Raw genomic sequence first — 21,621 nt, forward strand, 5'->3', positions numbered from 1 at the left:
TCAGTCGCCGCGCTGGAACAGCAGCACGGAATTCGTTCCGCCGAAGGCGAACGAGCTGCTGATGGCGGCATTCAGATGGGGCGCTTCGATGCCGCCTTCCGGCACGAGATTCAGTGCGCAGGCCGGGTCGGCGCTGCGGCCATGCGCGTTCGGCGGCAACTGGCGCCGGTGCAACGCCAGCACGGTGATCACCGCCTCGAGCGCGCCGGCGGCGCCCAGCAGGTGGCCGTGCAGCGCCTTGGTGGAGCTCACCCGCAGACTGTCGAGCGCGTCGCCCCAGACGGCGGCGAGCGCATCGCGTTCGACCGCGTCGCCGATGCGCGTCGCGGTGCCGTGGGCGTTGCAGTAGCCGATGTCCTGCGGCTGCAGGCCGGCCTGGCGTAGCGCCTGGCGCAAGGCGCGCGCCTGGCCTTCGACGTCGGGCTTGGTGAGATGGGTCGCGTCGCAGCTGCTGCCCCAGCCGGCGAGGGTGGCGTAGCTGCGGGCGCCGCGATCACGCGCACGATCGGCCGATTCGAGCACCAGAAAAGCCGCTCCTTCACCGAGTGCGAAGCCGCTGCGGTCGCTGGCGAAAGGGCGCACGGACGTCGCCGCTTCGCCGGGCGCGAAGCTGGCGAGCGTCTGCATCGCCTGCCAGGCCAGCACGACGCCGGGCACGATCAGCGCTTCACTGCCGCCCGCGATGGCGATGTCGACATCGCCGCGCTGCACCGCCTTGGCCGCCTCCGCGATGGCCAGCGACGAGGAGGCGCAGGCCACCGAATAGGTGAGCACCGGCCCGTGCGCGCCCTGGCGCATCGCGACGTGCGAGGCGGGTGCGTTGGGCATGAAGGCCGGAATGGTCAGCGGCGGCACGCGGCCACCGCCGCGGTAGGCCGCCTCCAGCGCACCCGCGCCGCCCATGCCGCAGCCGACGAAGATGCCGATGCGTTCCGGGTCGACGGCGCTGCGTGCGTGGCCGTCCGCAAAGCCCGCATCGCGCAGCGCGAGATCGGCGGCGGCCACGGCCAGCTGGCTGACGCGATCGACGCCGGCGAGCTGCAGCTTGGTGAACCAGGGTGCGGGATCGAAGTCGACGATCGCCGCCGCGGCCGGCTTCGGCAGTTCGGGGAAAACGGGCTGGATGGCGGAATCGCCGCGCATCAGCGCATCGAACAGCGCACCGGGACTGTGGCCGTGCGGGGCGATCACGCCGAGTCCGGTGACGTTCACGCCGCGCTGATCCTGCATGTCCCGCATCTCCCGCATCCCCCACATGTCCCGCTGGCTCAGGCGACCTTGGCCAGGCGTGCCTTGTCCACCAGCGTCGCGAGGTCGGCCAAGGTGTCGATGTTCGGGTTGTCGTCGGGCACTTCGATCTTGAAGTGGTCCTCGATCGCGAAGACGAATTCGGCCAGGGCCAGAGAGTCCATGCCCTTCTCGCGCATCGACGCCTGCGGGTCGAGTTCTTCGGGCGCGATGCCGTACTTCTGGTGGATCAGATCCTGTAATTCTGTGAGCGTGCTCATGGCGCAATGTCCTCCTTCTTGGGTCCCTCGGTCGATGATATCTGCTGTGTAAAGGGCCAGAGCTCGGTGCCGCTGCGGGGCCGCCAGCGCAGCGATGGCAACGCAAAAGCGATGCCAAGCAGCGCGCCGGCCAGCGCATCGAGCACCACGTGCTGCTTGACCGCCAGCGTCGACCAGGCGATGGCCGCGAACCACAGCAGGTTGAGCAGCCGAAGCACCATCGGCGTGCGGGCGTCGCGCAGCACCTGTTCCACGCGGATCACCGTGAACATCGCGGCCGCCACGTGCATCGACGGACAGGCGTTGCCCGCCGCGTCCACGCCCTGCAGCATCGCGAAGCCGGCATAGCCGGACACGTCGATCAGCAGCGGCGGCACCGCCGTGGGCCAGACATAGAAGATGCCCAGGCCGGCCAGGCACATGGCGCTGATCCAGAGGCCATAGACGACGAGCTCGCGAAAGGTCAGCGACAGCCCGGGACCGACGCCGATGTACAGCCACAGCGACAGGTAGGCGAACAGCGCGCCCGGCTGAAACGGGATCAGCCGGTCGAGCGCGGTCAGCGGCATCACCATGACCGGATGCGCCGGGTGGCGCAGCAGGTGGAAATAGGCGACGAAGAAGAGGCTGGTGAAGGCGGTCGTGCCGATCACCTTCAGCAGAAAGAATCGGCGCATGCGCAGGCCGATCTCGGCGGTCCAGCGCGGTGTAGGGACGACGGCCATCTGTGGCTGTCAGCGCTGAAAGGGCGGAAGCCGCCGCGCGCGCCGCCAGGCCAGGCCGGGCAGCCGCAGGACGAATTCGACCATCAGCCGGGTGTGCATCCAGCTCAGCAACACGTTGTCCCGGCCGTACCGGAAGTGCGAAACGCCGCCTTCTTCCGCGCTCAGGTACTTGACCGGCGCGTCGATGTTGACGGGCTTCACGCCGCGCCAGGCCAGTCGCACGACGGCTTCGGTGTCGAAGTCGAAGCGGCGCATCCAGGGCTGGGCGGCCATCACGGCGATCAGGCCGTCGATCGGGTACACGCGGAAGCCGTAGAGCGAATCGCCGATGCCGGCGAACAGCGTTTCGAGCTGGGTCCAGCCGTTGGAAACGCGCCGGCCGCGCACCCGCAGCAGCGGTGCGCTGGCATCGAACACCGGCCGGCCGAGCACCATCGTGTCCGGCCGCGCGATCGACGCCTGCATGAAGTCGGGAATCAGGTCGGCCGGATGCTGGCCGTCCGAATCCATCGTCAGCGCGTGCGTGAAGCCGGCGTCGCGCGCCATTCGCAGGCCGTGCAGCACGGCGGCGCCCTTGCCCTGGTTCTGCGGCAGCACGAAGACGCGCAGGCCGGGGTCGTGCGCGGCCATCTGCTGCAAGCGCTCGCCGGTGCCGTCGGTGCTGCCGTCGATCACGACCCAGACGGGGGTCCACATGGCGCGCGCCGCCGCGACGGTGGAAAACACGCGCTCGCCCGTGTTGTAGCTGGGGATCAGGACAAGGTGGGTGCGCGAGTCGACTGGCATGCGGGCTGCGCGTCGGGTGCGCGCTGTTCCATCTGGTGGCGAAAGTACTGTTCGAGCTGGCGCAGCAACGCATCGCTGTCCTGCGAGGGCGCGAAGCGCTGGCCCAGCCGCAGCCGGAACACCAGCGGCAGCGCCGGCACGCGCCAGAGTGGCCAGCCCTTGCTCAGGTACTGCGTGTCGGTGTCGATGAAGACGGTCTGGATCGGCGCCTGCGCACGCTTGGCGATCAGCGTGACGCCGGGCCGGAAGGCGTTGATCGGCTTGCTGACCGTGCGTGTTCCCTCCGGGAACAGCACCAGCTGACCGCCGTTCTGCAGGTCGTCGACCGCGTTCTTGATCATGGTGCGCGGCGAATCGTTGGCGATGTAGCGCGCCAGCCGCGCGCCGCCGCCGAGGAAGACGTTGCGCATCAGGTCGGCCTTCATGATGCAGGCGCTGCGCGGCAGCCGTGCCACGAGCAGCAGGGCGTCGAGCATGGTCGGGTGGTTGGCGATCAGGATCAGGCCGCGCTCGTCGCGCAGGGCGTCCAGGCAGCCGTCGTCGATGCGCATGGCGCCCGTGGCGCAGGCCACCGCCCAGAAGCAGCGATAGGCGCCGGAGATCACGTGCCGCCCGAGCGCGCGGCCGAAGCGGGCGGGAAGCAGCGGGCGCAGCAGCACGGCCAGCAGGTTCCAGCCCAGCGACACCAGCCCGAGTCCCAGCAACAGGCCGTAGACAGGCACGGCGAGCACGATCGCCATGAGCAGCTTCGGTGCGCGGCGCGTGGCGCTGCGAGCCGTCATGCGTCCAGCCTGCCCGGCGCCACGGCGTGCGCTTCGATCTCGACCAGCAGATCCTGCCGGCACACGTCGGCTTCGAGGAAGACGGCCTGGCGCAGCGTGTGCGACTCGGCGCCGAGTTCGGCCTCCAGCACGCGGCGCACGGCGGGTGCGTCGGCCGCGTGCCTGACATACACCACGGCATCGAGTGCCGTGACGTCGAATGGCGCATTGGTGCGCTGGCGCGCGGCATCGATCACGGCGGCGAGGTTGCGCAGCGTTTCCTGTGTCTGTAACGTGACGTCGCCGACATGCACGCTCTCATGGCCGACGATGCTCGCCGTGCCGGAAATGAACAGGGCGATGTTGCCTTCGCCCAGCTCGGCCAGGGCGGCGCGCGAGAAAGTGGGCGCGCGCGGTCCGTAGGCGGACGGATAGCGGTAGGCCGAGACCTGCCGCGGGTTCTCGATCGGCACCGGCGCGCGCGGGCCCGCCAGAAAGCGGATGCCGAGGGCGCCCTGGCGGATGCCGAGCGCGCAGGCGGCAGGCGCACCGTCGAAGGCGGCCTGGCCCGCCTCCAGAAAAGCTTTCTGCCGCCCGAGGTTGAACTGCCGATAGCGCTCCAGCCCGCCGCCGTCGGCATTGATGCGAGGCAGGTAGTTCCAGATGCGCAGCAGGTGAGGGCAGCCGGTGCTTTCCAGCGCCCGGAACAAGTCCCGGTAGGCTTGATGCGACAGTTCTTCGAGCGGTCTGCCGTGTTCGCCTTCGTCGAGGTCGATGCAGCCGATCAGCCAGTGCCCGTCGGTGCGCCAGCGTGCGACGCCGGTGACGCCGGCCGTGACGCTGGCACCCCCGTGCCAGATGTCGGCGACCGGTTTGCCGGGCGACAGCACCTGGGCGTCCACTGCCGACAGCCATCCCTTGGCGGCAGCGATGCCGTAGCCCAATGCGCCAAACGGCTCGATCTCGAGGGGCTGCAAGCTGTCCGGCAGCGGCATGCGCTCCACGCGCAACGCCGGTGGCGGCAGCCGGTCGCGCGCTGTCACCGGATTCGGGCCGTGGGGCCGGCCGGGTATCGGGAGGAGGAGGAGGCAGCGCCTTGTTTCTGCGCCGATGGTGACTGGGTGGCTGCGAGGTTCATTCTGGACGGCTGATATTCCGGGAAGAGGCGCTGCCAATGCATATGTGTACTTGATGAATTATCACCAACTGCCACATCCGGCCTTGTAGGCGAAGCTCGGTCGTCGGCCCGCCGGAAGTAAACTCCATGGAGTTAGACAACATACGACAGCGAGATGGAAAGCCATGGCCGGACATAGCAAATGGGCGAATATTCAACACAGGAAGGGCCGGCAGGACGAGAAGCGCGGCAAGCTCTGGACGCGCGCAATCCGTGAAATCATGGTCGCGGCCCGCGCAGGCGGCGGCGACCTCGGTGCCAACCCGCGGCTGCGGCTGGCGGTGGAAAAGGCCAAGGCCGTCAACCTGCCGATTGACACCATCAAGCGCAACATCGACAAGGCGACCGGCAACCTCGAAGGCGTGAACTATGAGGAAATCCGTTACGAAGGCTACGGCATCGGCGGCGCGGCGATCATCGTCGACACCATGACCGACAACCGCGTGCGCACGGTCGCCGAAGTTCGGCACGCGTTCTCCAAGCACGGCGGCAACATGGGCACCGAGGGCTCCGTGTCGTTCCAGTTCAAGCATTGCGGACAGCTCGTCTTCGCGCCCGGCACGAATGAGGACAAGGTCATGGAAGTCGCGCTCGAAGCCGGTGCAGAAGACGTTCTGACCGACGACGACGGCGCGATCGAAGTGCTGACGGCCCCCGTCGATTTCGAGGCCGTGAAGAACGCGCTCGAAGCGGCCGGCCTGAAACCCGATGCCGCCGAGGTCACGATGCGGGCTGAAAACACCATCGAACTGGGCGGCGACGAGGGCGCCAGGATGCAGCGCCTGCTCGACGTGCTCGAGGACCTGGACGACGTGCAGGACGTGTTCCACAACGCGGCGATACAAGAATGAAGGTACTCGTCATCGGCGGCGGCGGCCGCGAGCATGCATTGGCCTGGCGCCTGGTCCAGTCGGACCGCGTGTCCAAGCTCTACGTCGCGACCGGCAACGGCGGCACCGCGATCGACCGGCGGTTCGAGAACGTCGACATCAGCGAACCGAAGGCGCTGCGCGAATGGGCGCAGAACGAGAAGATCGCGCTGACCGTGGTCGGCCCCGAGGCCCCACTGGCGGCCGGCGTGGTCGACGAGTTCCGCGCGCATGGCCTGCGCATCTTCGGGCCGACCAAGGCCGCCGCGCAGCTCGAAAGCTCCAAGGCCTTTTCCAAGGCCTTCATGAAGCGCCACAAGATTCCGACGGCCGAATACGAAGCTTTCACCGATGCGGCCGCTGCGCACGCGTACGTCGACGCCAAGGGCGCGCCGATCGTGGTCAAGGCCGACGGCCTGGCCGCCGGCAAGGGTGTGGTGGTCGCGATGACCGCCGCCGAAGCCCACGAGGCGATCGACTTCATGCTGGTCGACAACAAGTTCGGCGTGTCGCACAACGCGGGCGGCGCACGCGTCGTGATCGAGGAATTCCTGCAGGGCGAGGAAGCCAGCTTCATCGTGCTGTGCGATGGCAAGAACGTGACGGCGCTGGCCACCAGCCAGGACCACAAGCGTCTGCTCGACAACGACCAAGGCCCGAACACCGGCGGCATGGGCGCGTACTCGCCGGCACCGGTGGTCACGGCCGAGGTGCATGCGCGTGCGATGCGCGAGATCATCCTGCCGACGGTGCGTGGCATGGAAAAAGACGGGATTCCGTACACCGGCTTCCTGTATGCCGGTCTGATGATCGATGCGGCCGGCCAGCCCAAGACGCTGGAATTCAACTGCCGGATGGGCGACCCCGAAACGCAGCCGATCATGATGCGCCTGAAGTCCGACCCGTTCGAGCTGTTCTGGCACGCCACCGACGGCACGCTCGACCAGGTCGAACTGCAATGGGATCGCCGTGTGGCGCTGGGCGTGGTGCTCGCTGCGCATGGCTACCCGCTGGCGCCGCGCAAGGGCGACCGTATTGCCGGTCTGCCGCCGGAAGCGCCCGATGCCGTGGTGTTCCATGCCGGTACCGCACTGGAAAACGGTGAACTCAAGACGACCGGCGGCCGCGTGCTGTGCGTGACCGTGCTCGCCGACAGCGTGAAGCTGGCTCAGCAGCGCGCCTATGAGGTCGCGGCGCGGGTGCAGTTCGACGGCGTGCAGTACCGCAAGGACATCGGTTTCCGCGCAGTGCAGGGGCGCGGCGGCTGATGGATCTGCGCCAGTCCGCGGTCGGCGACTACCTGCGCGGGCTGCAGTCGCGCATCGTGGACACGATCGAGGCCGCCGATGGCGGCCGGTTCGTGCGCGACGCCTGGCAGAAAGGCGCCGGCGAAACGCTCCAGGGCGGCGGCCTGACCTGCATCCTCGAAGGCGGCGCACTGTTCGAGCGCGCCGGCTGCGGTTTCTCCCAGGTCAGCGGTCCGCGGCTGCCGCCGTCCGCGACGCAGCACCGGCCCGAACTGGCCGGTGCCGCCTTCGAGGCGATGGGCGTTTCGCTGGTCTTCCACCCGCGCAATCCGTACGTGCCGACCGTGCACATGAACGTCCGCATGCTGGCCGCGTTGCCGGCAAACGGCGAACCGGTCTGCTGGTTCGGCGGCGGCATGGACCTGACGCCGTTCTACGGGTTCGAGGACGACGCAACCCACTTCCATCGCGCCTGCCGTGACGCGCTCAAGCCTTATGGCGCCGACAAATACCCGCGCTTCAAGACGTGGTGCGACGACTATTTCTTCCTGAAGCATCGCAACGAGCAGCGCGGTGTCGGCGGCATCTTCTTCGACGATTTCTCCGAGTTCGAATTCGGGAAGAGCTTCTCGATGCTGAAGTCCGTGGGCGATGCCTTCCTGCCGGCGTACATGCCGATCGTCGAACGTCGGCGCGACATGCCGCATGGCGAACGCGAGCGCGCGTTCCAGCTCTACCGGCGCGGTCGCTATGTCGAGTTCAACCTGGTCTGGGACCGCGGCACGCATTTCGGGCTGCAGTCGGGCGGGCGCACCGAGTCGATCCTGCTGTCGATGCCGCCGCTCGCAAGCTGGGCCTACCAGGCGCAGCCCGAACCAGGCACGCCCGAAGCCGCGCTCTACAGTGACTTCATCGTGCGGCGCGAATGGCTCTGATGGCCCCGCCGGGTTCGCCCATGCGCATTGGCGTGTTCGGCGGCGCCTTCGACCCGCCGCACGTCGCCCACGTGGCGCTCGCCGAGGCGGCCCTCGCACAGTTGTCGCTGGACGAACTGCGCATCTTCCCGACCGGCCAAGCCTGGCACAAGACGCGCGGACTGACCGCGCCCGAGCACCGCCTTGCGATGGCCGAGCGCGCATTCGGCCCCTTGCCGCGTGTGGTGGTCGACCCGCGCGAAGTGCAGCGGCCGGGACCGACCTACACGCTCGACACATTGCATGAACTGCAGAACGAAAACCCATCCGCCCAGCTGGTGCTGATCATGGGTGCGGACCAGGCGGCGGCGCTTCCGCGCTGGCATGGCTGGCTCGAGATTCTGTCCATTGCTATCATTTCAATAGCTTATCGGCTAGAATCCGCGGTTAGCTCCGCGCGATTCGATCCTCAAACGCTGCCTGGTCTTCCGGCTGGCGCGCGTTTCGAGATGCTCGACCTTCCGCCGATGGACACCAGCGCGACCGACATTCGCGCTCGCGCTGCCCGAGGCGACGACATCACCCGGCTGGTTCCCCCAGCCGTTGCGCGCTATATTGACCAACACCACCTCTACCGTTCCGCCTGATGACCTCTGAAGCCGCCGCCAAGAAAGACACCCAGAAACTCCAGCGAGCCATCGTCGACGGGCTCGAAGACGTCAAGGCGCAGGACATCCAGGTTTTCGACACCGAGCATCTTTCGCCGCTGTTCGAGCGCGTGATCGTCGCGTCGGGCACGTCCAACCGGCAGACCAAGGCGCTCGCGGCCAGCGTGCGAGACGCCGTCCGCGAAGCCGGCTTCGGCAAGCCGCGGATCGAGGGCGAGACCAATGGCGAGTGGATCATCGTCGACTGCGGCGCGGCGGTGGCGCACATCATGCAGCCGGCGATCCGGCAGTACTACCACCTCGAAGACATCTGGGGCGACAAGCCGGTTCGCCTGAAGCTGGGAGCGGCCAAGCCCGCCGCAGCGCCGGTCGCCGACAAGGAGCCGGCCAAGAAGACGGCGGTCAAGACGTCGCTGCGCCGCGCGAGCGCAGCCAAGACCGCCATCAAGGAAGCCGAGCAGGCCGCCAGGGCCGAGAAGGAGCAGGCCAGGCCCGCCCGCTCGCGCCGCGCGCCGGTCAAGAGTTCGGCCGCACCCGCTAAGAAGGTAGCGGCAAAGAAGGCACCCGCCAAGACCGCGGCCAAGCCGACGATCGTGAAGGTCGGCAAGCCGCCGGCGAAGAAGGTCGCCGCCAAGAAGACGGCTGCCCGCAAGACGCCCGCGCGCGGCCAATGAAGCTCCTGGTGGTCGCGGTCGGGCAGCGCATGCCCGATTGGGCGCAGACCGCCTGGGACGATTACGCAAAGCGATTCCCGCCCGAACTCAAGCTCGAACTGCGTGCCGTCAAGACGGAGCCGCGCGGTTCCAAGACGATCGAGACGCTCTACGCCGCCGAACGCGAACGCATCGAAGGTGCGATTGCCAGGGGCATGCGCATCGTCGTGCTCGACGAGCGCGGCACCAACCTCACGACAAAAGCCTTGGCTGCGCGGCTGCAGGCATGGCAGGGCGAGGGCGATGACGTCGCGCTGGTGATCGGCGGGCCCGACGGGCTCGATCCGGCCTTCAAGGCTGCTGCGCACGAACGCATTCGCCTGTCCGACCTGACCTTGCCCCACGCGATGGCGCGCGTGCTTCTGGTGGAGCAGCTCTATCGCGCCTGGTCCGTCAATGCCGGCCATCCTTATCACCGCGAATGACGAAGCCCTTCATCTACCTGGCATCGCAGAGTCCGCGCCGGGCGCAACTGCTGGATCAACTGGGCGTCGCGCATCGCCTTCTGCTTGCAGGACCGGACGAAGATGCCGAGTCGCTGGAGCAGGTGCGCGCTGGTGAATCGCCATCCGTCTATGTGCAGCGGGTGACCGCGCTCAAGCTCGATGCGGCCGTTGCGCGTCATGCGCGGCAATGTTTGCCGCCGGCGCCGATCCTGTGCGCCGACACGACCGTCGCCTTCGGTCGCGAGATTCTCGGCAAACCCCATGACGCCAACGATGCGCAGCGCATGCTGGCGCTGCTGGCCGGCCGTACGCACCGCGTGCTGACGGCCGTCGCCGTGCAGGCTGGCGATCAGCGACACGCTGCGCTGAGCGTGTCGCGCGTGCGTTTTGCCGCCCTGGACGATGCCCGCATCGCGGCCTATGTCGCCGGTGGCGAGCCTTTCGGCAAGGCCGGCGCCTATGGCATCCAGGGCGCGGCCGCCGCATTCATCGAGCACATCAGCGGCTCCTACTCGGGCATCATGGGACTTCCGATGTTCGAAACCGCGCAACTGCTGGAGCGCAGCGGCATCTGAAGGAGACACGCATGCAAGACATCCTGATCAACTGGTCGCCGCAGGAGACCCGCGTCGCGGTGGTGGAGCACGGCTCCGTCCAGGAGCTGCACGTCGAACGCACGCTGGAACGCGGCTTGGTCGGCAACGTCTACCTCGGCAAGGTGTCGCGCGTGCTGCCCGGCATGCAGTCGGCGTTCATCGACATCGGCCTGGAGCGCACGGCCTTCCTGCATGTCGCGGACATCGTGGCGCCCTTCACGCCGGGCTCGCGGCCGAATGCCGCGCAGCCCGACCGCGACCATCGGCACGGCGGGACGCAGGTGCCGATCGAGAAGCAGGTGTTCGAAGGCCAGGCGTTGCTGGTTCAGGTGATCAAGGACCCGATCGGCACCAAGGGCGCGCGGCTGTCGACGCAGATCAGCATCGCGGGACGGCTGCTCGTCTTTCTGCCGCAGGACAACCATATCGGCGTGTCGCAGAAGATCCCGCCGGATCTGCGCGACGCGTTGCGCAACCGCATGCAGGCGCTGATCGATGCGGCAGCGGCCGCCGATTCGGGCGGTGTGGTCCCGGCCAATACCGGTGGCTTCATCCTGCGCACGAACGGCGAGGACGCGAGCGACGCCGAACTGGCCGAGGACATCGCCTACCTGCGCAAGACCTGGTCGCGCATCCGCGACCAGTCGTCGCGGTTGCCGCCGATGTCGCTGCTGCACCAGGACCTGAGCCTGCTGCAGCGCGTGCTGCGCGACATGACGACCGAGCAGACCCAGGCGATCCGCATCGACTCGCGTGAGCAGTTCGAGGTGCTGCTGAAGTTCGGACAGGAGTTCATGCCGCAGGCGGCCGGCAAGCTGCAGCACTACAAGGGCGAACGGCCGATCTTCGACCTGTGTTCGGTCGACGAGGAGATCGTCAAGGCCCTCGGGCGCCGCGTCGACCTGAAGTCGGGCGGCTATCTGGTGGTCGACCAGACCGAAGCGTTGACGACCATCGACGTGAACACCGGCGGCTTCGTCGGTGCGCGCAATTTCGACGACACCATCTTCAAGACCAACCTCGAGGCCGCACAGGCGATCGCGCGTCAGTTGCGGCTGCGGAATCTGGGCGGAATCATCATCGTCGACTTCATCGACATGGGTAAGGAAGAGCACCGTGAGCAGGTGCTGGCCGAGTTTCGCAAGCAACTGGGCCGTGATCGCGTGAAGACGAGTGCTGGCGGCTTCTCGCCACTCGGCCTGGTCGAGATGACGCGCAAGCGCACGCGCGAGTCGCTGGCGCACATGCTGTGCGAACCCTGCGTTGCCTGTGGCGGCCAGGGCATCGTGAAGACGGCCCGCACGGCAGCCTATGACGTGATGCGCGAGATCCTGCGCGAGGCCCGGCAGTTCACGCCGCGCGAGTTCCGGATCGTCTCGACACCACAGGTGATCGAGTTGCTGCTGGACGAGGAAAGCCAGCACCTGGCCGGCCTCAGCGATTTCATCGGCAAGCCGATCTCGCTGCAGTCGGAACCGTCGATGGGGCAGGGCCAGTACGACATCGTCCTGCTCTGACGGGCCGCTCTGCCAGAGCCCTTCCTGCCTGCGCCGTTGACTTGCTAGATGCTGGGTTCGTGCTCGGGGCGGGCTGTGCGCACGGCGTTGCTTTGCAGGCGTGCGTAAAGGCCGTCCAGCGCCATCAGTTCGCCATGCGTGCCGTTTTCTGCCACGCGGCCATGGTCCATCACGACGATGCGGTCCGCATGCTGGATGGTCGACAGCCGATGCGCGACGATCAGCGTCGTACGGCCTTTCATGAGGCGATTCAGTGCCTCCTGCACGAGCCGTTCGGATTCATTGTCCAGGGCCGATGTTGCTTCGTCGAGCAACAGGATCGGCGCGTCCTTGTAGAGCGCGCGAGCGATTGCCAGGCGTTGCCGCTGGCCGCCCGACAGTTGCGTGGCGTTGTGACCTAGCACGGTGTCGATGCCCTGCGGCAAGCCCTGCACGTGTTCCCCCAGGTTTGCCGCGGCAACGCACTGAAGCACGCGCTCGCGGTCGACGTCGGCGCCGAGCGCCACGTTGGCGGCGAGTGTGTCGTTGAGCATCACCACGTCCTGGCTGACCATGGCGAACTGTGCGCGCAGGCTGGACAAGGTCCAGTCGGCGATGTCGTGATCGTCCAGCAGGATCTGGCCGGCCGTCGGCGCCACGAAGCGCGGCAGCAGGTTCACCAGCGTGGTCTTCCCGGAACCTGACGAGCCGACGAAAGCCACGATCTCGCCGGGCCGGATGGTCAGATTCACGTGATCGAGCGCGCGCGCTTCGTCCTCGCCGCGATAGCTGACCTGCACGTCGCGCAATTCGATCTTGCCTTGCGCGTGCCCAACCGAAAACGCTCCCTGCGACTCCGGCGCGACCTCGTCGATGAGCGACATGCCGCGTTCGAGCGCGGCCAGGCCACGCGTGATGGGGTTCGCCATGTCGGCGAGCCGACGGATCGGCGCGATCAGCATCAGCATGGCCGTGATGTAGGCGACGAAACCGCCGACCGTCAGACCCTGCTCGCCGCTTTGCCACAACGCAATCATCACCACCACCGACAGCGCGACTGCCGCCAGCAGCTGCGTCGCGGGTGTCATCGCGGCCGAGGCGATGGTCGATTTGACTGCCAGGCGGTTGAGCGTCTGGCTGAGGCGGTCGAAGCGCTCGGCCTGTCCGGCCTCGGCGCCGTGCAGGCGGACCATGCGGTAGGCCAGCACGTTCTCCTCGACCACGTAGGCCAGGTCATCGGTCGCTTTCTGGCCGAGCCGTGTCAGGTGATAGAGCCGCTTCGACAGCACCTTCATGATCCAGGCCACGCCAGGCGCCAGCACACCGATGATGAGCGTGAGCTTCCAGTTGAGGAAGAGCAGGTAGAAGAGCAGGGCGACCAGCGTGAACCCGTCGCGCGACAGGCCCAGCACGGCCTGCACCAGCAGCATGGCGCCGGTCTGGACTTCATAGACGACGGTGTTCGACAACGTGCTCGCCGATTGCCGCGAGAACAGCCCCAGTTCGGCGCCCAGCAGACGCTGGAACAGCACGCTGCGCAGGTGCTGCATGCCTTCGTTCGCGATGCGCGCCAGCGCGTACTGCGACACGAACTGGGCGAGGCCGCGAACGGCGAACAGCAGGATGATCGCCACCGGCACCATCCAGAGCGCGAGCTGCCCTTTGGTGAAGCCCCGGTCGAGCAGAGGCTTGAGCAAGGCCGGCATCAGCGGCTCGGTGAGTGCTGCGATGAGGGCGGTGACGACGCCGAGTACCCACCAGCGTCGTGATCCACCGAACCAGACCATCAGGCGAGAAAGACGACGGGTCAGGGGCGGACGCGTGGTCTCGTCTGCGGAGGAAGGCTGCATGGCGGCGGATTCTACGGGGCGCTCCGGCTGCAACCCGGACGGCGTGAAGGGCGCTCACCTTTTGTGACGAGGGCTTGCGGCCGATGTGTAACATGTAGCCCTCGTCAAGCCCGGTGAAACTTTTGTCCCGGAAACCTCTCCGAACTGCATGAACAAGCCGTTGACCGATTCCTCCCCAACTCCTTCTTCATACTTCTCTGCCCGCCGCACGCTCGTTGCGGCAATCGCTTCCTCTCCCATGCTTTCGGCGCTGGCCCAGTTCAGGGTCGAGGTGTCGGGCGTTGGGCTGACGCAGTTGCCGATCGCGCTCGCGCCTTTCAAGGGGCAGGAGTCGTCGCCGCAGAAGATCTCCGATATCGTGCAAGCCGATCTCGAACGCAGCGGTCAGTTCCGTGGCGTCGACGCGTCGGGCCAGTCGCTCGACGAAGCCTCGCGACCCGATCTGAGCCTGTGGCGACAACGCACGGCGGATTCGCTCGTGGTTGGCAGCGTGGCCCGGCTTGCGGATGGCCGGTTCGATGTGCGCTTCCGTCTCTGGGACGTCGTGCGCGGACAGGATCTCGGTGGCCAGAGCTACACCGTGCCCCAAGGCGACCTGCGCCTTGCGTCGCACCGGATCGCCGACTATGTGTATGAGAAGCTCACCGGCGACAAGGGCATCTTCTCGACGCGCATCGCCTACGTGACCAAGGCCGGCAGCCGCTTCACTCTGTGGGTGGCGGACGCCGATGGGGAGAACGCGCAAGCTGCGCTCGCAAGCCCCGAGCCGATCATTTCGCCTGTCTGGTCGTCGAATGGTTCGCAGCTTGCCTACGTTTCCTTCGAGTCGCGCAAGCCGGTTGTCTACGTGCACAACGTGGCGAGCGGACAGCGCCGCCTGTTGGCGAACTTCCGGGGCTCCAACAGTGCGCCGGCCTGGGCGCCCGATGGCAATTCGCTCGCCGTGACGCTCAGCCGCGATGGCGGGTCGCAGCTGTACACGATCCCTGCCGGGGGCGGCGAGCCGACGCGGCTCACGCAAAGCAACAGCATCGACACCGAGCCGGTGTTCTCCTCCGATGGCGGCACGATCTACTTCGTCAGTGACCGTGGTGGTGCGCCTCAGATCTACAAGATGCCTGCGAGCGGCGGTGCGCCCGCGCGCGTGACATTCAGCGGCTCCTACAACATCTCGCCGTCCATCAGCGCCGATGGGCGGTGGTTGGCCTACATCTCGCGTGTCGGCGGCGCATTCAAATTACACGTTATGGAGCTTGCGACGGGCAACGTCTCGGCTATCACTGACACAAGCGCGGACGAAAATCCCAGCTTTGCTCCCAACAGCAAGCTGATCGTCTACGCCACGCAACTGCAAGGCCGCGAGGCCCTCATGACCACCACGCTCGATGGAAAGATCAAGGCGCGGTTGGCGGGGCAGGCGGGGGATATCAGGGAGCCGGACTGGGGTCCGTTTCAAAAGCAATGATTCACTTGAGGAGTATGGAAATGTTGAAGCGTACGATTTATTCACTGGCCATCGTGGCCCTGATCGCCGGTTGTTCGTCGGGCACGAAGCTCAACGACACACCGGTGGTCGACCGCACCGCGGGCACCGCCGGCCAGATGGGCGGTTCCGGTGGCGCGGCCAGTGGCGTGGCACCGGTCACGATCGACCCGAATGCGCAGAATGCGGCTGGTCCTGTCGGTGTCGCACGCATCATCTATTTCGACTATGACAGCTACACGGTCAAGCCTGACTTCCAGTCGCTGATCGAAGGTCATGCCCGCTTCCTGAAGGCCAACCCGCAGCGCCGTGTCTCGATCGAAGGTCATACCGACGATCGCGGTGGCCGCGAGTACAACCTGGCGCTGGGCCAGAAGCGTTCGGAAGCCGTGCGCCGCGCTCTGACGCTGCTTGGCGTGCGCGATGCACAGATCGAGGCCGTGAGCTTTGGCAAGGAAAAGCCCGCAGCCACTGGCTCCGGTGAGTCCGTGTGGGCGCAAAACCGTCGCGCCGAGATTTCCTACCGTTGATGGCACGCGGTCTTTCTCTGCGGGGGGCGGCTCTGGCAGCTGCCTTGCTGTGCGCATCTCTGGGTGCGAACGCCGCGCTGTTCGAGGATGACGAGGCGCGTCGCGCGATCCTCGATCTTCGCCAGCGAGTCGAGACGATGCGCACGCAGTCGGAGCAGCGTATCACCGACGAGAACGGTCAACTCCGTCGCAGCCTGCTCGATCTGCAAAATCAGATCGAATCGATGCGTGGTGAATTGGCGCGAATGACAGGTCAGAACGAGCAGCTCACGCGCACGCTGTCTGACCAGCAGAAGCGTCAGACTGATCTTGAAGACCGGCTGAAGAAGAACGAGCCGGCGAAGGTAGCTGTCGATGGGCGCGAGTTCACTGCCAATCCGCAGGAGAAGGCCGATTTCGATGCGGCGCTGGGCATCTTCCGCAGCGGGCAGTTTGCGCAGGCACAGACGGCGTTTGCCGATTTCGTGAAGCGTTACCCTGCCAGCGGCTACAACCCGTCGGCGCTGTTCTGGCTGGGTAATGCGCAATACGCAACGCGCAACTACACAGAGGCCATCGCGAACTTCCGTTCGATGCTCTCATTGGCTCCGGACCATGCCAAGGCACCCGAGGCCGTGTTGTCGATCGCGAATTGCCAGATCGAGTTGAAGGACACGCGCGCCGCTCGTCGCACGCTGGATGATCTGGCCAAGGCGTATCCGCAATCCGAAGCGGCGCAGGCCGGTCGTGAGCGGCTGTCGCGTCTCAACTGACAAGTATCGATTTGCGCGCGTGTGAACGACATCGTTGAGGAGGCCGCCGACCTGGAGCGCCGCTTCGGTGGGCTGGAGCGCCTTTATGGCGTGATAGGGGCCGGGCGCATCCGGCGCGCGCACGTACTCGTCGCAGGTATTGGCGGCGTTGGTTCCTGGGCTGTCGAGGCGCTGGCCCGCAGCGGCATCGCCAGTTTGACGTTGGTGGACCTCGATCACATCGCTGAATCGAATATCAATCGTCAGATTCACGCGCTCAACGACACGATAGGGCAAGCCAAGGTCTTGGCGATGCGTGATCGCATCTCGCAGATCAATCCCGCGTGCCGCGTGTTGACGATCGACGACTTCGTGGAGCCAGGCAACTGGTTGACCATCGTTGCGGCAGCGGAGCGGGAAAATGGACCGCTGACAGCGGTCGTGGACGCCTGTGATCAAGCCAGTGCCAAGCTTGCAATGGCTGCGTGGGCTCGCGAATCGCATCGCTCTTTCGTGACTGTGGGCGCCGCCGGAGGCAAACGGCACGCGCATCGGGTTGAGATCGAAGACCTTGCTTCCGTCACGCATGATCCCTTGTTGGCCGGGGTGCGCCAGAAACTGCGCAAGTTTCACGGGGCGCCTCGTGACGGGAAGAAGATGGGCGTCGCGTGTGTGTTCAGCCGGGAAAGCGTTGCGCCGCCAGACGCATCGTGCGCGATCGATGGCGATGGCTCACTCAACTGCCACGGTTATGGCTCGGTTGTCGCGGTGACTGCAACTTTTGGGCAATGCGCATCTGGATGGGTCTTGGACCGAATTTCTACAGATAGCACGCTATAATCAAAGGCTTTGCAGGATTCGACGCCTGCAAGATCGAAGAAAAAAGATGGGACGTTAGCTCAGTTGGTAGAGCAGCGGACTTTTAATCCGTTTGTCGTGGGTTCGACCCCCGCACGTCCCACCAAAATTTAGTTGTAAATCAAGCACTTAGCGCAGAAATGCCTAAGTGCTTTTTTTCATACTAGAGTCTCATTGCCAGATCGTTGCCAGAATTTGACTGAGTTGCGTATTGGCAAGGAAACAACCCAAACTGAGCATGATGAGTTGCACGGTTAGATGTAAGTTGGCGCTCTGCCATCGCTAGGATCAACGCTGGCAGGTGAAGGTAGTGCGGATGATCCCGATTCGGCGCCGCGGCTCACCTACCGTGCCGCGTGGCCCTTTCGGAGAAAGAGCGACCGTTTGCAGGAGATCGAGTCGAGGTTACCCACTTGTGCACCTGGAGGGAGGGTGTTGAGCTGTGCATGACCCAGCCACCAGGCCGCCAAGGCCAGCGGCAGGCTCAGCGGAAAGATTGACCGCCAGCCAGCCGCCCAGCGGCGGCCCGACCGCCGCCAAGGTTGCCGATGGCATGGCCGCGGGCCTCGTTGGAAAGCGCGGCGCCCAGGATGGCCAGCGAATTGGGCATCAGCAGCGCAGCACCCACCCCTGTAGTCCGTGAGAGGCTAGCAGCGCCGGCCGGCGAGGCGCCAGGGCATAAGCCACCGATGCGAGCGCGATGATGGCTATGCCCCAAGATGCGCCGCAGTCCTTAATGGTCGGTCGCCTGCGGCGCCGCCGAAGAGCAGCAAGGCGGCGGCAGATAGGCGTCGATGGTCCACTACAGCGCCACGGCGTCAGCGTGCAGCCCGCGGCGATGTCGGGCAGCACTACGTGACAACGAGCCATTAACGAACGCCGGGCTCGAGTCTCGCGTGGTCGTGACCAGGGGGAGCCTTGGATGGCGAGGCTGTGCGGAGGCGGGGGCGGTATCCAGGGCAAGCTTATCGTGCGCGACGCGCTGAATCAGTCGAACTTGACCCGATCCTTGAAGATCAGCCGCCTATGACATCTACTACTGTATTCGCGACTACCCGGTGGGGTTGAGGCGCTTGCGGAGGACTGCCGGCCCTTGTTGGCGCATGACTCTGGCATGGTGGGATACAGCTTCATCGCCAACAAGTTCGAAACGGTTGATAGTTTCGGCTCCACCTGTGTACGAAAATTCGAGAAGACTTGGGCGAGCGCAGCCTGGATCAGTGGCAATAAGACGTGTTTGGGTAGGTAGACGCCTGGCTGAGCCTTTGGAACTGAGAGGGTGACAGTGGTTTTAACCACACAGATCCGCAAATTGAGCATTCATCGTTTCAGAGGCATCCAGTCTCTGACATGGCTACCTGCGGAGGGCATGAATGTCATCCTTGGGGGCGGTGACGTTGGAAAAACTACCGTCCTCGAAGCGATTGCGCTGTTGCTTTCGCCGTCGAACACGGCGGTCATCTCCGAGGCCGACTACTGGGCCCGGGACAGTGCGCAGGAGTTCGTCATTGAGGCTGTGATGACGCTTCCCGACCCAACCGGCATAGGTTCTCAGAATACCTTTGCCTGGCCGTGGGCCTGGAACGGGAAAGACGCTGTTGCGCCATCGGCCGACGTGGAGGGCGATCAGCCGGCGCCCGGCGAGCCGGTGTATCGCGTGCGTGTACGGGGGACCACGGAGCTGGAGCTGGCTTGGGAGGTCATGCAACCCAACGACGAGTTCGACCATTTCTCCACGGCCGTTCGCCGGCGTATAGGCCTGGTCCGAATGAGCGCTGATGAGCGCAACGACCGCGATCTGCGCCTTGTCTATGGATCCGCGCTGGATCGGCTGTTGGCAGACAACGCCTTGCGGGCGCGTATTGGCAAGGAGGTTGCAGGGCTCAATTTGCATGACTCGCTCAATGACAAAGGCAAGGAAGCGATCAAATCGCTGGATGTGCGCATGGCTGGTGCTGCGCTTCCCAGCGATTTGAAACTTGGTCTCACGACCAGCCAGGGGTTGTCCATCGGCGCGCTCATCGGCCTGATGGCGACCAAGAATGGGGTGGCATTGCCATTGAGCAGTTGGGGCGCGGGTACCAGACGGATGGCCGCGCTCGAAATTGCATCAGCAACGGACAAGGAGGCAAGTGTCACGCTCATCGATGAGATCGAGCGCGGGTTGGAGCCTTACCGTTTGCGCAAGCTCATCAACATCCTGGCCGGTCAACACGGGCAGATCTTCCTCACGACGCACAGCCCTGTTGCAATCTCCTGCGCGGAGGACGCACACCTTTGGTATCTGGACAGCCTGGGCTCCATCGGTGCACTTCCTCGGGAAAAGATCGGGCCGCAGCAAAAGCGAGATCCTGAGACGTTCCTGGCGCGCGTGGCCGTCATTGCTGAAGGGCCCACCGAGGTTGGCTTTTTGCAGTACCTGCTGGAAAAAGCTTTCGGGGGGAACCCGCTCGACCACGGGGTGCGAGTCTGCGATGGTCAGGGTAACGGTGCGACCTTGGATCTTCTCGAGACGCTCGCATCTTCCGGCTTGCTGTTTGCAGGCCTGGCAGACGACGAGGGCACAGCCCCGGAGCGTTGGAAGAAGCTGAAGGAAAAGCTCAAAGGGCGGCTGCACCAGTGGCCGAAGGGCTGCACTGAAGATCATGTGATCGGGGCAGTTCCCGAAGCAAATCTTCTCGAACTGCTCAAGGATGCAGAAGGCTAACTGGGCTTCCCCCGGTTTCCCGGACGCTTTGCCTAGCCCTTTAAGCGCTGCCGCTCCTCGAATTGAACCGGGCTGAGGTAGTTCAATTTTGAGTGTTTCCTCAACGGGTTGTAGAACCGCTCGATGTAGTCGAAGACATCGGCTCTGGCCTGCTCCCTGGTCCGGTAGACCGTGCGAGCGCAGCGCTCGGTCTTCAGCGTCGAGAAGAAGCTTTCCATCGCCGCGTTGTCCCAGCATTCACCGCGCCGGCTCATGCTGCAGATGATGTTTTGGCTCTTCAACAACTGCTGGAACTCGTCGCTGGTGTACTGGCTGCCCTGGTCCGAATGGTGCATCAGCGCAGCCGGTTTGCCTCTTCGCCACAAGGCCATCAGCAGCGCATCGCTCACCATTCGAGCCTGCATGGTGTCGCTCATCGACCAGCCCACAATGCGGCGCGAGTACAGGTCCATCACCGCTGCGGCATAGAGCCAGCCCTCTGCCGTCCAGATGTAAGTGAAGTCTGCAACCCACTTCTGGTTGGGCTTCAGCGCCCCGAACTCGCGCTGCAGGTGGTTCGGCGCAATGTGGTTCTCCAGCCTGCTCGCGGTGTCTCCAGGAAGCCTGCGGCGCTTGCGCCTGGCTTGCAGGTTTGCTGCCTTCATCAGGCGTGCGACGCGGTTGACTCCACAGTGTTCGCCCGCAGCCTTCAGGTCGTGCCATATACGCGGGCTGCCGTAGGTGCGGTCGCTGAGCTCGAAGCTCTCCCGAATGCTGCGTGTGAGCCTCGCATCGGTCTGGCTGTGCTCGCTGGCGGCACGACCGAACCATTCATAGAACCCGCTGGCCGAAACGTTCATTGCCCGGCACATGACCCGCGTGGGCCACACGTCGCGATGGCGAACGATAAAGGCGTACTTCACTGCGGGTCCCTTGCAAAGTAGCCGAGCGCTTTTTTTAGGATGTCGCGCTCCGTGGTGACCCGACGGAGCTCCCGTTGAAGGCGCTCGACCTCAGATGCCGACTCGCTGCGCAATGGCTTGTTGGGTCGCATGTCGAGCACACCTCCATGCTCCTGGCTGACCCACCGACGCAGCACGCTCTGCTCGATGCCGAGGTCCCGCGCAATGTGCGTGACCTTCGCTCCGGGATGCTTGACCAGCTTCACAGCTTCCCGCTTGAACTCGTCCGTAAACGTTCTTCTCGTCCTTGGCATGTCTGCCTCCTAAACACATCATGTCATTCCATGTGTCCGGGAAACCGGGGGAAGCCCACTACCTCCGCGCGCAGTCGTTCAACTTCTTCACGCAACGCACGGTTCGAGCTGGCGCTGTCCGTGTCCGGCAGCTCTGAATTCTGCTTGCCAGCCTTCATAGAATGCGCCTTTCTGCTGCCCTCGAGTGCCGCGGCACCGCCGCCATCGAAGGCGCGCCGCCATACGACAACCTGGTTCGGATTGCGAATATCGTAGATCGCAGCAACCTGCCGGCTGGAGAGCCTCTGCCCGGCGTCAACTATTCTGAGCGGTCAGCGTCAACTATCTTGATCGGTGCGGTCGAGTGTGGTCATTGAGTAGT

The 21,621-nt window shown here is 65.3% G+C and carries 22 protein-coding genes and 1 tRNA gene; 14 read left to right on the top strand and 9 right to left on the bottom strand.

The features are described 5' to 3' along the window. The 6 genes from AC07PZ_RS25585 to AC07PZ_RS25610 are packed head-to-tail and all read right to left on the bottom strand — an operon-like array spanning position 1 to position 4,823. Complete coding sequence (locus AC07PZ_RS25585) at positions 1 to 1,230, bottom strand: beta-ketoacyl-[acyl-carrier-protein] synthase family protein (protein ID WP_495297966.1); 1,230 nt, start codon at positions 1,228 to 1,230, stop codon at positions 1 to 3. Positions 1,231 to 1,268: 38 nt separating this feature from the next. Continuing rightward, the gene (locus AC07PZ_RS25590) at positions 1,269 to 1,508 is read right to left on the bottom strand and encodes an acyl carrier protein (RefSeq protein WP_495297967.1); all 240 of its coding nucleotides are present in this window, start codon (positions 1,506 to 1,508) and stop codon (positions 1,269 to 1,271) included. After that, positions 1,505 to 2,233 (bottom strand): phosphatase PAP2 family protein, encoded by a 729-nt coding sequence (locus AC07PZ_RS25595; protein ID WP_495297968.1) that lies wholly within the window; start codon positions 2,231 to 2,233, stop codon positions 1,505 to 1,507. The genes AC07PZ_RS25590 and AC07PZ_RS25595 overlap by 4 nt, the downstream gene beginning before the upstream one ends. Positions 2,234 to 2,242: 9 nt before the next feature. Further along, complete coding sequence (locus AC07PZ_RS25600; RefSeq protein ID WP_495297969.1) at positions 2,243 to 3,019, bottom strand: glycosyltransferase family 2 protein; 777 nt, start codon at positions 3,017 to 3,019, stop codon at positions 2,243 to 2,245. Beyond that, positions 2,986 to 3,801: a lysophospholipid acyltransferase family protein gene (locus AC07PZ_RS25605; protein ID WP_495297970.1), complete on the bottom strand. Its 816-nt coding sequence runs from the start codon at positions 3,799 to 3,801 to the stop codon at positions 2,986 to 2,988. The genes AC07PZ_RS25600 and AC07PZ_RS25605 overlap by 34 nt, the downstream gene beginning before the upstream one ends. After that, on the bottom strand, positions 3,798 to 4,823 hold the full coding sequence (locus tag AC07PZ_RS25610; RefSeq protein WP_495297971.1) for a chorismate transformation FkbO/Hyg5 family protein: 1,026 nt from the start codon (positions 4,821 to 4,823) through the stop codon (positions 3,798 to 3,800). The genes AC07PZ_RS25605 and AC07PZ_RS25610 overlap by 4 nt, the downstream gene beginning before the upstream one ends. A 259-nt stretch (positions 4,824 to 5,082) precedes the next feature. On the opposite strand from AC07PZ_RS25610, the gene AC07PZ_RS25615 reads away from it, so the two are divergent. Genes AC07PZ_RS25615 through rng form a run of 8 tightly spaced genes read left to right on the top strand, consistent with a single transcriptional unit; the run spans position 5,083 to position 11,927 of the window. Beyond that, positions 5,083 to 5,808: a YebC/PmpR family DNA-binding transcriptional regulator gene (locus AC07PZ_RS25615; protein WP_495297972.1), complete on the top strand. Its 726-nt coding sequence runs from the start codon at positions 5,083 to 5,085 to the stop codon at positions 5,806 to 5,808. Further along, positions 5,805 to 7,094, top strand: a complete 1,290-nt coding sequence (purD, locus tag AC07PZ_RS25620) for a phosphoribosylamine--glycine ligase (RefSeq protein ID WP_495297973.1) — start codon at positions 5,805 to 5,807, stop codon at positions 7,092 to 7,094. Before AC07PZ_RS25615 ends, purD begins: the two co-directional genes overlap by 4 nt. Beyond that, on the top strand, positions 7,094 to 8,008 hold the full coding sequence (gene hemF / locus AC07PZ_RS25625; protein ID WP_495297974.1) for an oxygen-dependent coproporphyrinogen oxidase: 915 nt from the start codon (positions 7,094 to 7,096) through the stop codon (positions 8,006 to 8,008). The genes purD and hemF overlap by 1 nt, the downstream gene beginning before the upstream one ends. Further along, positions 8,008 to 8,634, top strand: a complete 627-nt coding sequence (gene nadD / locus AC07PZ_RS25630) for a nicotinate (nicotinamide) nucleotide adenylyltransferase (protein ID WP_495297995.1) — start codon at positions 8,008 to 8,010, stop codon at positions 8,632 to 8,634. The genes hemF and nadD overlap by 1 nt, the downstream gene beginning before the upstream one ends. After that, positions 8,634 to 9,329, top strand: a complete 696-nt coding sequence (gene rsfS / locus AC07PZ_RS25635) for a ribosome silencing factor (protein ID WP_495297975.1) — start codon at positions 8,634 to 8,636, stop codon at positions 9,327 to 9,329. The genes nadD and rsfS overlap by 1 nt, the downstream gene beginning before the upstream one ends. Then, positions 9,326 to 9,793 (top strand): 23S rRNA (pseudouridine(1915)-N(3))-methyltransferase RlmH, encoded by a 468-nt coding sequence (rlmH, locus tag AC07PZ_RS25640; protein WP_495297976.1) that lies wholly within the window; start codon positions 9,326 to 9,328, stop codon positions 9,791 to 9,793. Before rsfS ends, rlmH begins: the two co-directional genes overlap by 4 nt. Then, complete coding sequence (locus AC07PZ_RS25645; protein WP_495297977.1) at positions 9,790 to 10,389, top strand: Maf family protein; 600 nt, start codon at positions 9,790 to 9,792, stop codon at positions 10,387 to 10,389. The genes rlmH and AC07PZ_RS25645 overlap by 4 nt, the downstream gene beginning before the upstream one ends. Before the next feature lie 11 nt (positions 10,390 to 10,400). Further along, positions 10,401 to 11,927, top strand: a complete 1,527-nt coding sequence (gene rng, locus AC07PZ_RS25650; protein WP_495297978.1) for a ribonuclease G — start codon at positions 10,401 to 10,403, stop codon at positions 11,925 to 11,927. A gap of 44 nt (positions 11,928 to 11,971) precedes the next feature. On the opposite strand, the gene msbA is transcribed toward rng, so the two are convergent. Then, the gene (msbA, locus tag AC07PZ_RS25655; RefSeq protein WP_495297979.1) at positions 11,972 to 13,756 is read right to left on the bottom strand and encodes a lipid A export permease/ATP-binding protein MsbA; all 1,785 of its coding nucleotides are present in this window, start codon (positions 13,754 to 13,756) and stop codon (positions 11,972 to 11,974) included. A 148-nt stretch (positions 13,757 to 13,904) separates the two neighbouring features. On the opposite strand from msbA, the gene tolB reads away from it, so the two are divergent. The 5 genes from tolB to AC07PZ_RS25680 all read left to right on the top strand — a co-directional run bounded on the left by tolB (position 13,905) and on the right by AC07PZ_RS25680 (position 17,464). Beyond that, positions 13,905 to 15,221 (top strand): Tol-Pal system beta propeller repeat protein TolB, encoded by a 1,317-nt coding sequence (gene tolB / locus AC07PZ_RS25660; protein WP_495297980.1) that lies wholly within the window; start codon positions 13,905 to 13,907, stop codon positions 15,219 to 15,221. Positions 15,222 to 15,241: 20 nt separating this feature from the next. After that, on the top strand, positions 15,242 to 15,769 hold the full coding sequence (pal, locus tag AC07PZ_RS25665) for a peptidoglycan-associated lipoprotein Pal (RefSeq protein ID WP_495297996.1): 528 nt from the start codon (positions 15,242 to 15,244) through the stop codon (positions 15,767 to 15,769). Further along, positions 15,769 to 16,521 carry a tol-pal system protein YbgF gene (ybgF, locus tag AC07PZ_RS25670; protein WP_495297981.1) on the top strand — a complete coding sequence of 251 codons (753 nt, stop codon included), beginning with the start codon at positions 15,769 to 15,771 and terminating at the stop codon, positions 16,519 to 16,521. Before pal ends, ybgF begins: the two co-directional genes overlap by 1 nt. 21 nt (positions 16,522 to 16,542) lie before the next feature. Next, the gene (locus AC07PZ_RS25675) at positions 16,543 to 17,340 is read left to right on the top strand and encodes a tRNA threonylcarbamoyladenosine dehydratase (RefSeq protein WP_495297982.1); all 798 of its coding nucleotides are present in this window, start codon (positions 16,543 to 16,545) and stop codon (positions 17,338 to 17,340) included. Between the two features lie 48 nt (positions 17,341 to 17,388). Continuing rightward, positions 17,389 to 17,464, top strand: a tRNA-Lys gene (locus tag AC07PZ_RS25680). Between the two features lie 378 nt (positions 17,465 to 17,842). On the opposite strand, the gene AC07PZ_RS25685 is transcribed toward AC07PZ_RS25680, so the two are convergent. Then, entirely contained in the window at positions 17,843 to 17,968 is a 126-nt protein-coding gene (locus tag AC07PZ_RS25685) for a hypothetical protein (protein ID WP_495297983.1), read from the bottom strand. A gap of 759 nt (positions 17,969 to 18,727) precedes the next feature. Between AC07PZ_RS25685 and AC07PZ_RS25690 the strand changes: the two genes are divergently transcribed. Continuing rightward, positions 18,728 to 20,065, top strand: a complete 1,338-nt coding sequence (locus AC07PZ_RS25690) for an ATP-dependent nuclease (protein ID WP_495297984.1) — start codon at positions 18,728 to 18,730, stop codon at positions 20,063 to 20,065. 32 nt (positions 20,066 to 20,097) lie between these two features. On the opposite strand, the gene AC07PZ_RS25695 is transcribed toward AC07PZ_RS25690, so the two are convergent. Then, positions 20,098 to 21,260 (bottom strand): IS3 family transposase gene (locus AC07PZ_RS25695; RefSeq protein ID WP_495297985.1). Its coding sequence is split into 2 segments (ribosomal slippage): positions 20,098 to 20,993 and positions 20,993 to 21,260, totalling 1,164 coding nucleotides; the frame shifts between segments, so codons are not numbered across the junction. Positions 21,261 to 21,621: the final 361 nt, after the last annotated feature.

It is taken from the genome of Variovorax sp. GW821-FHT10B04 (genome assembly GCF_059415645.1).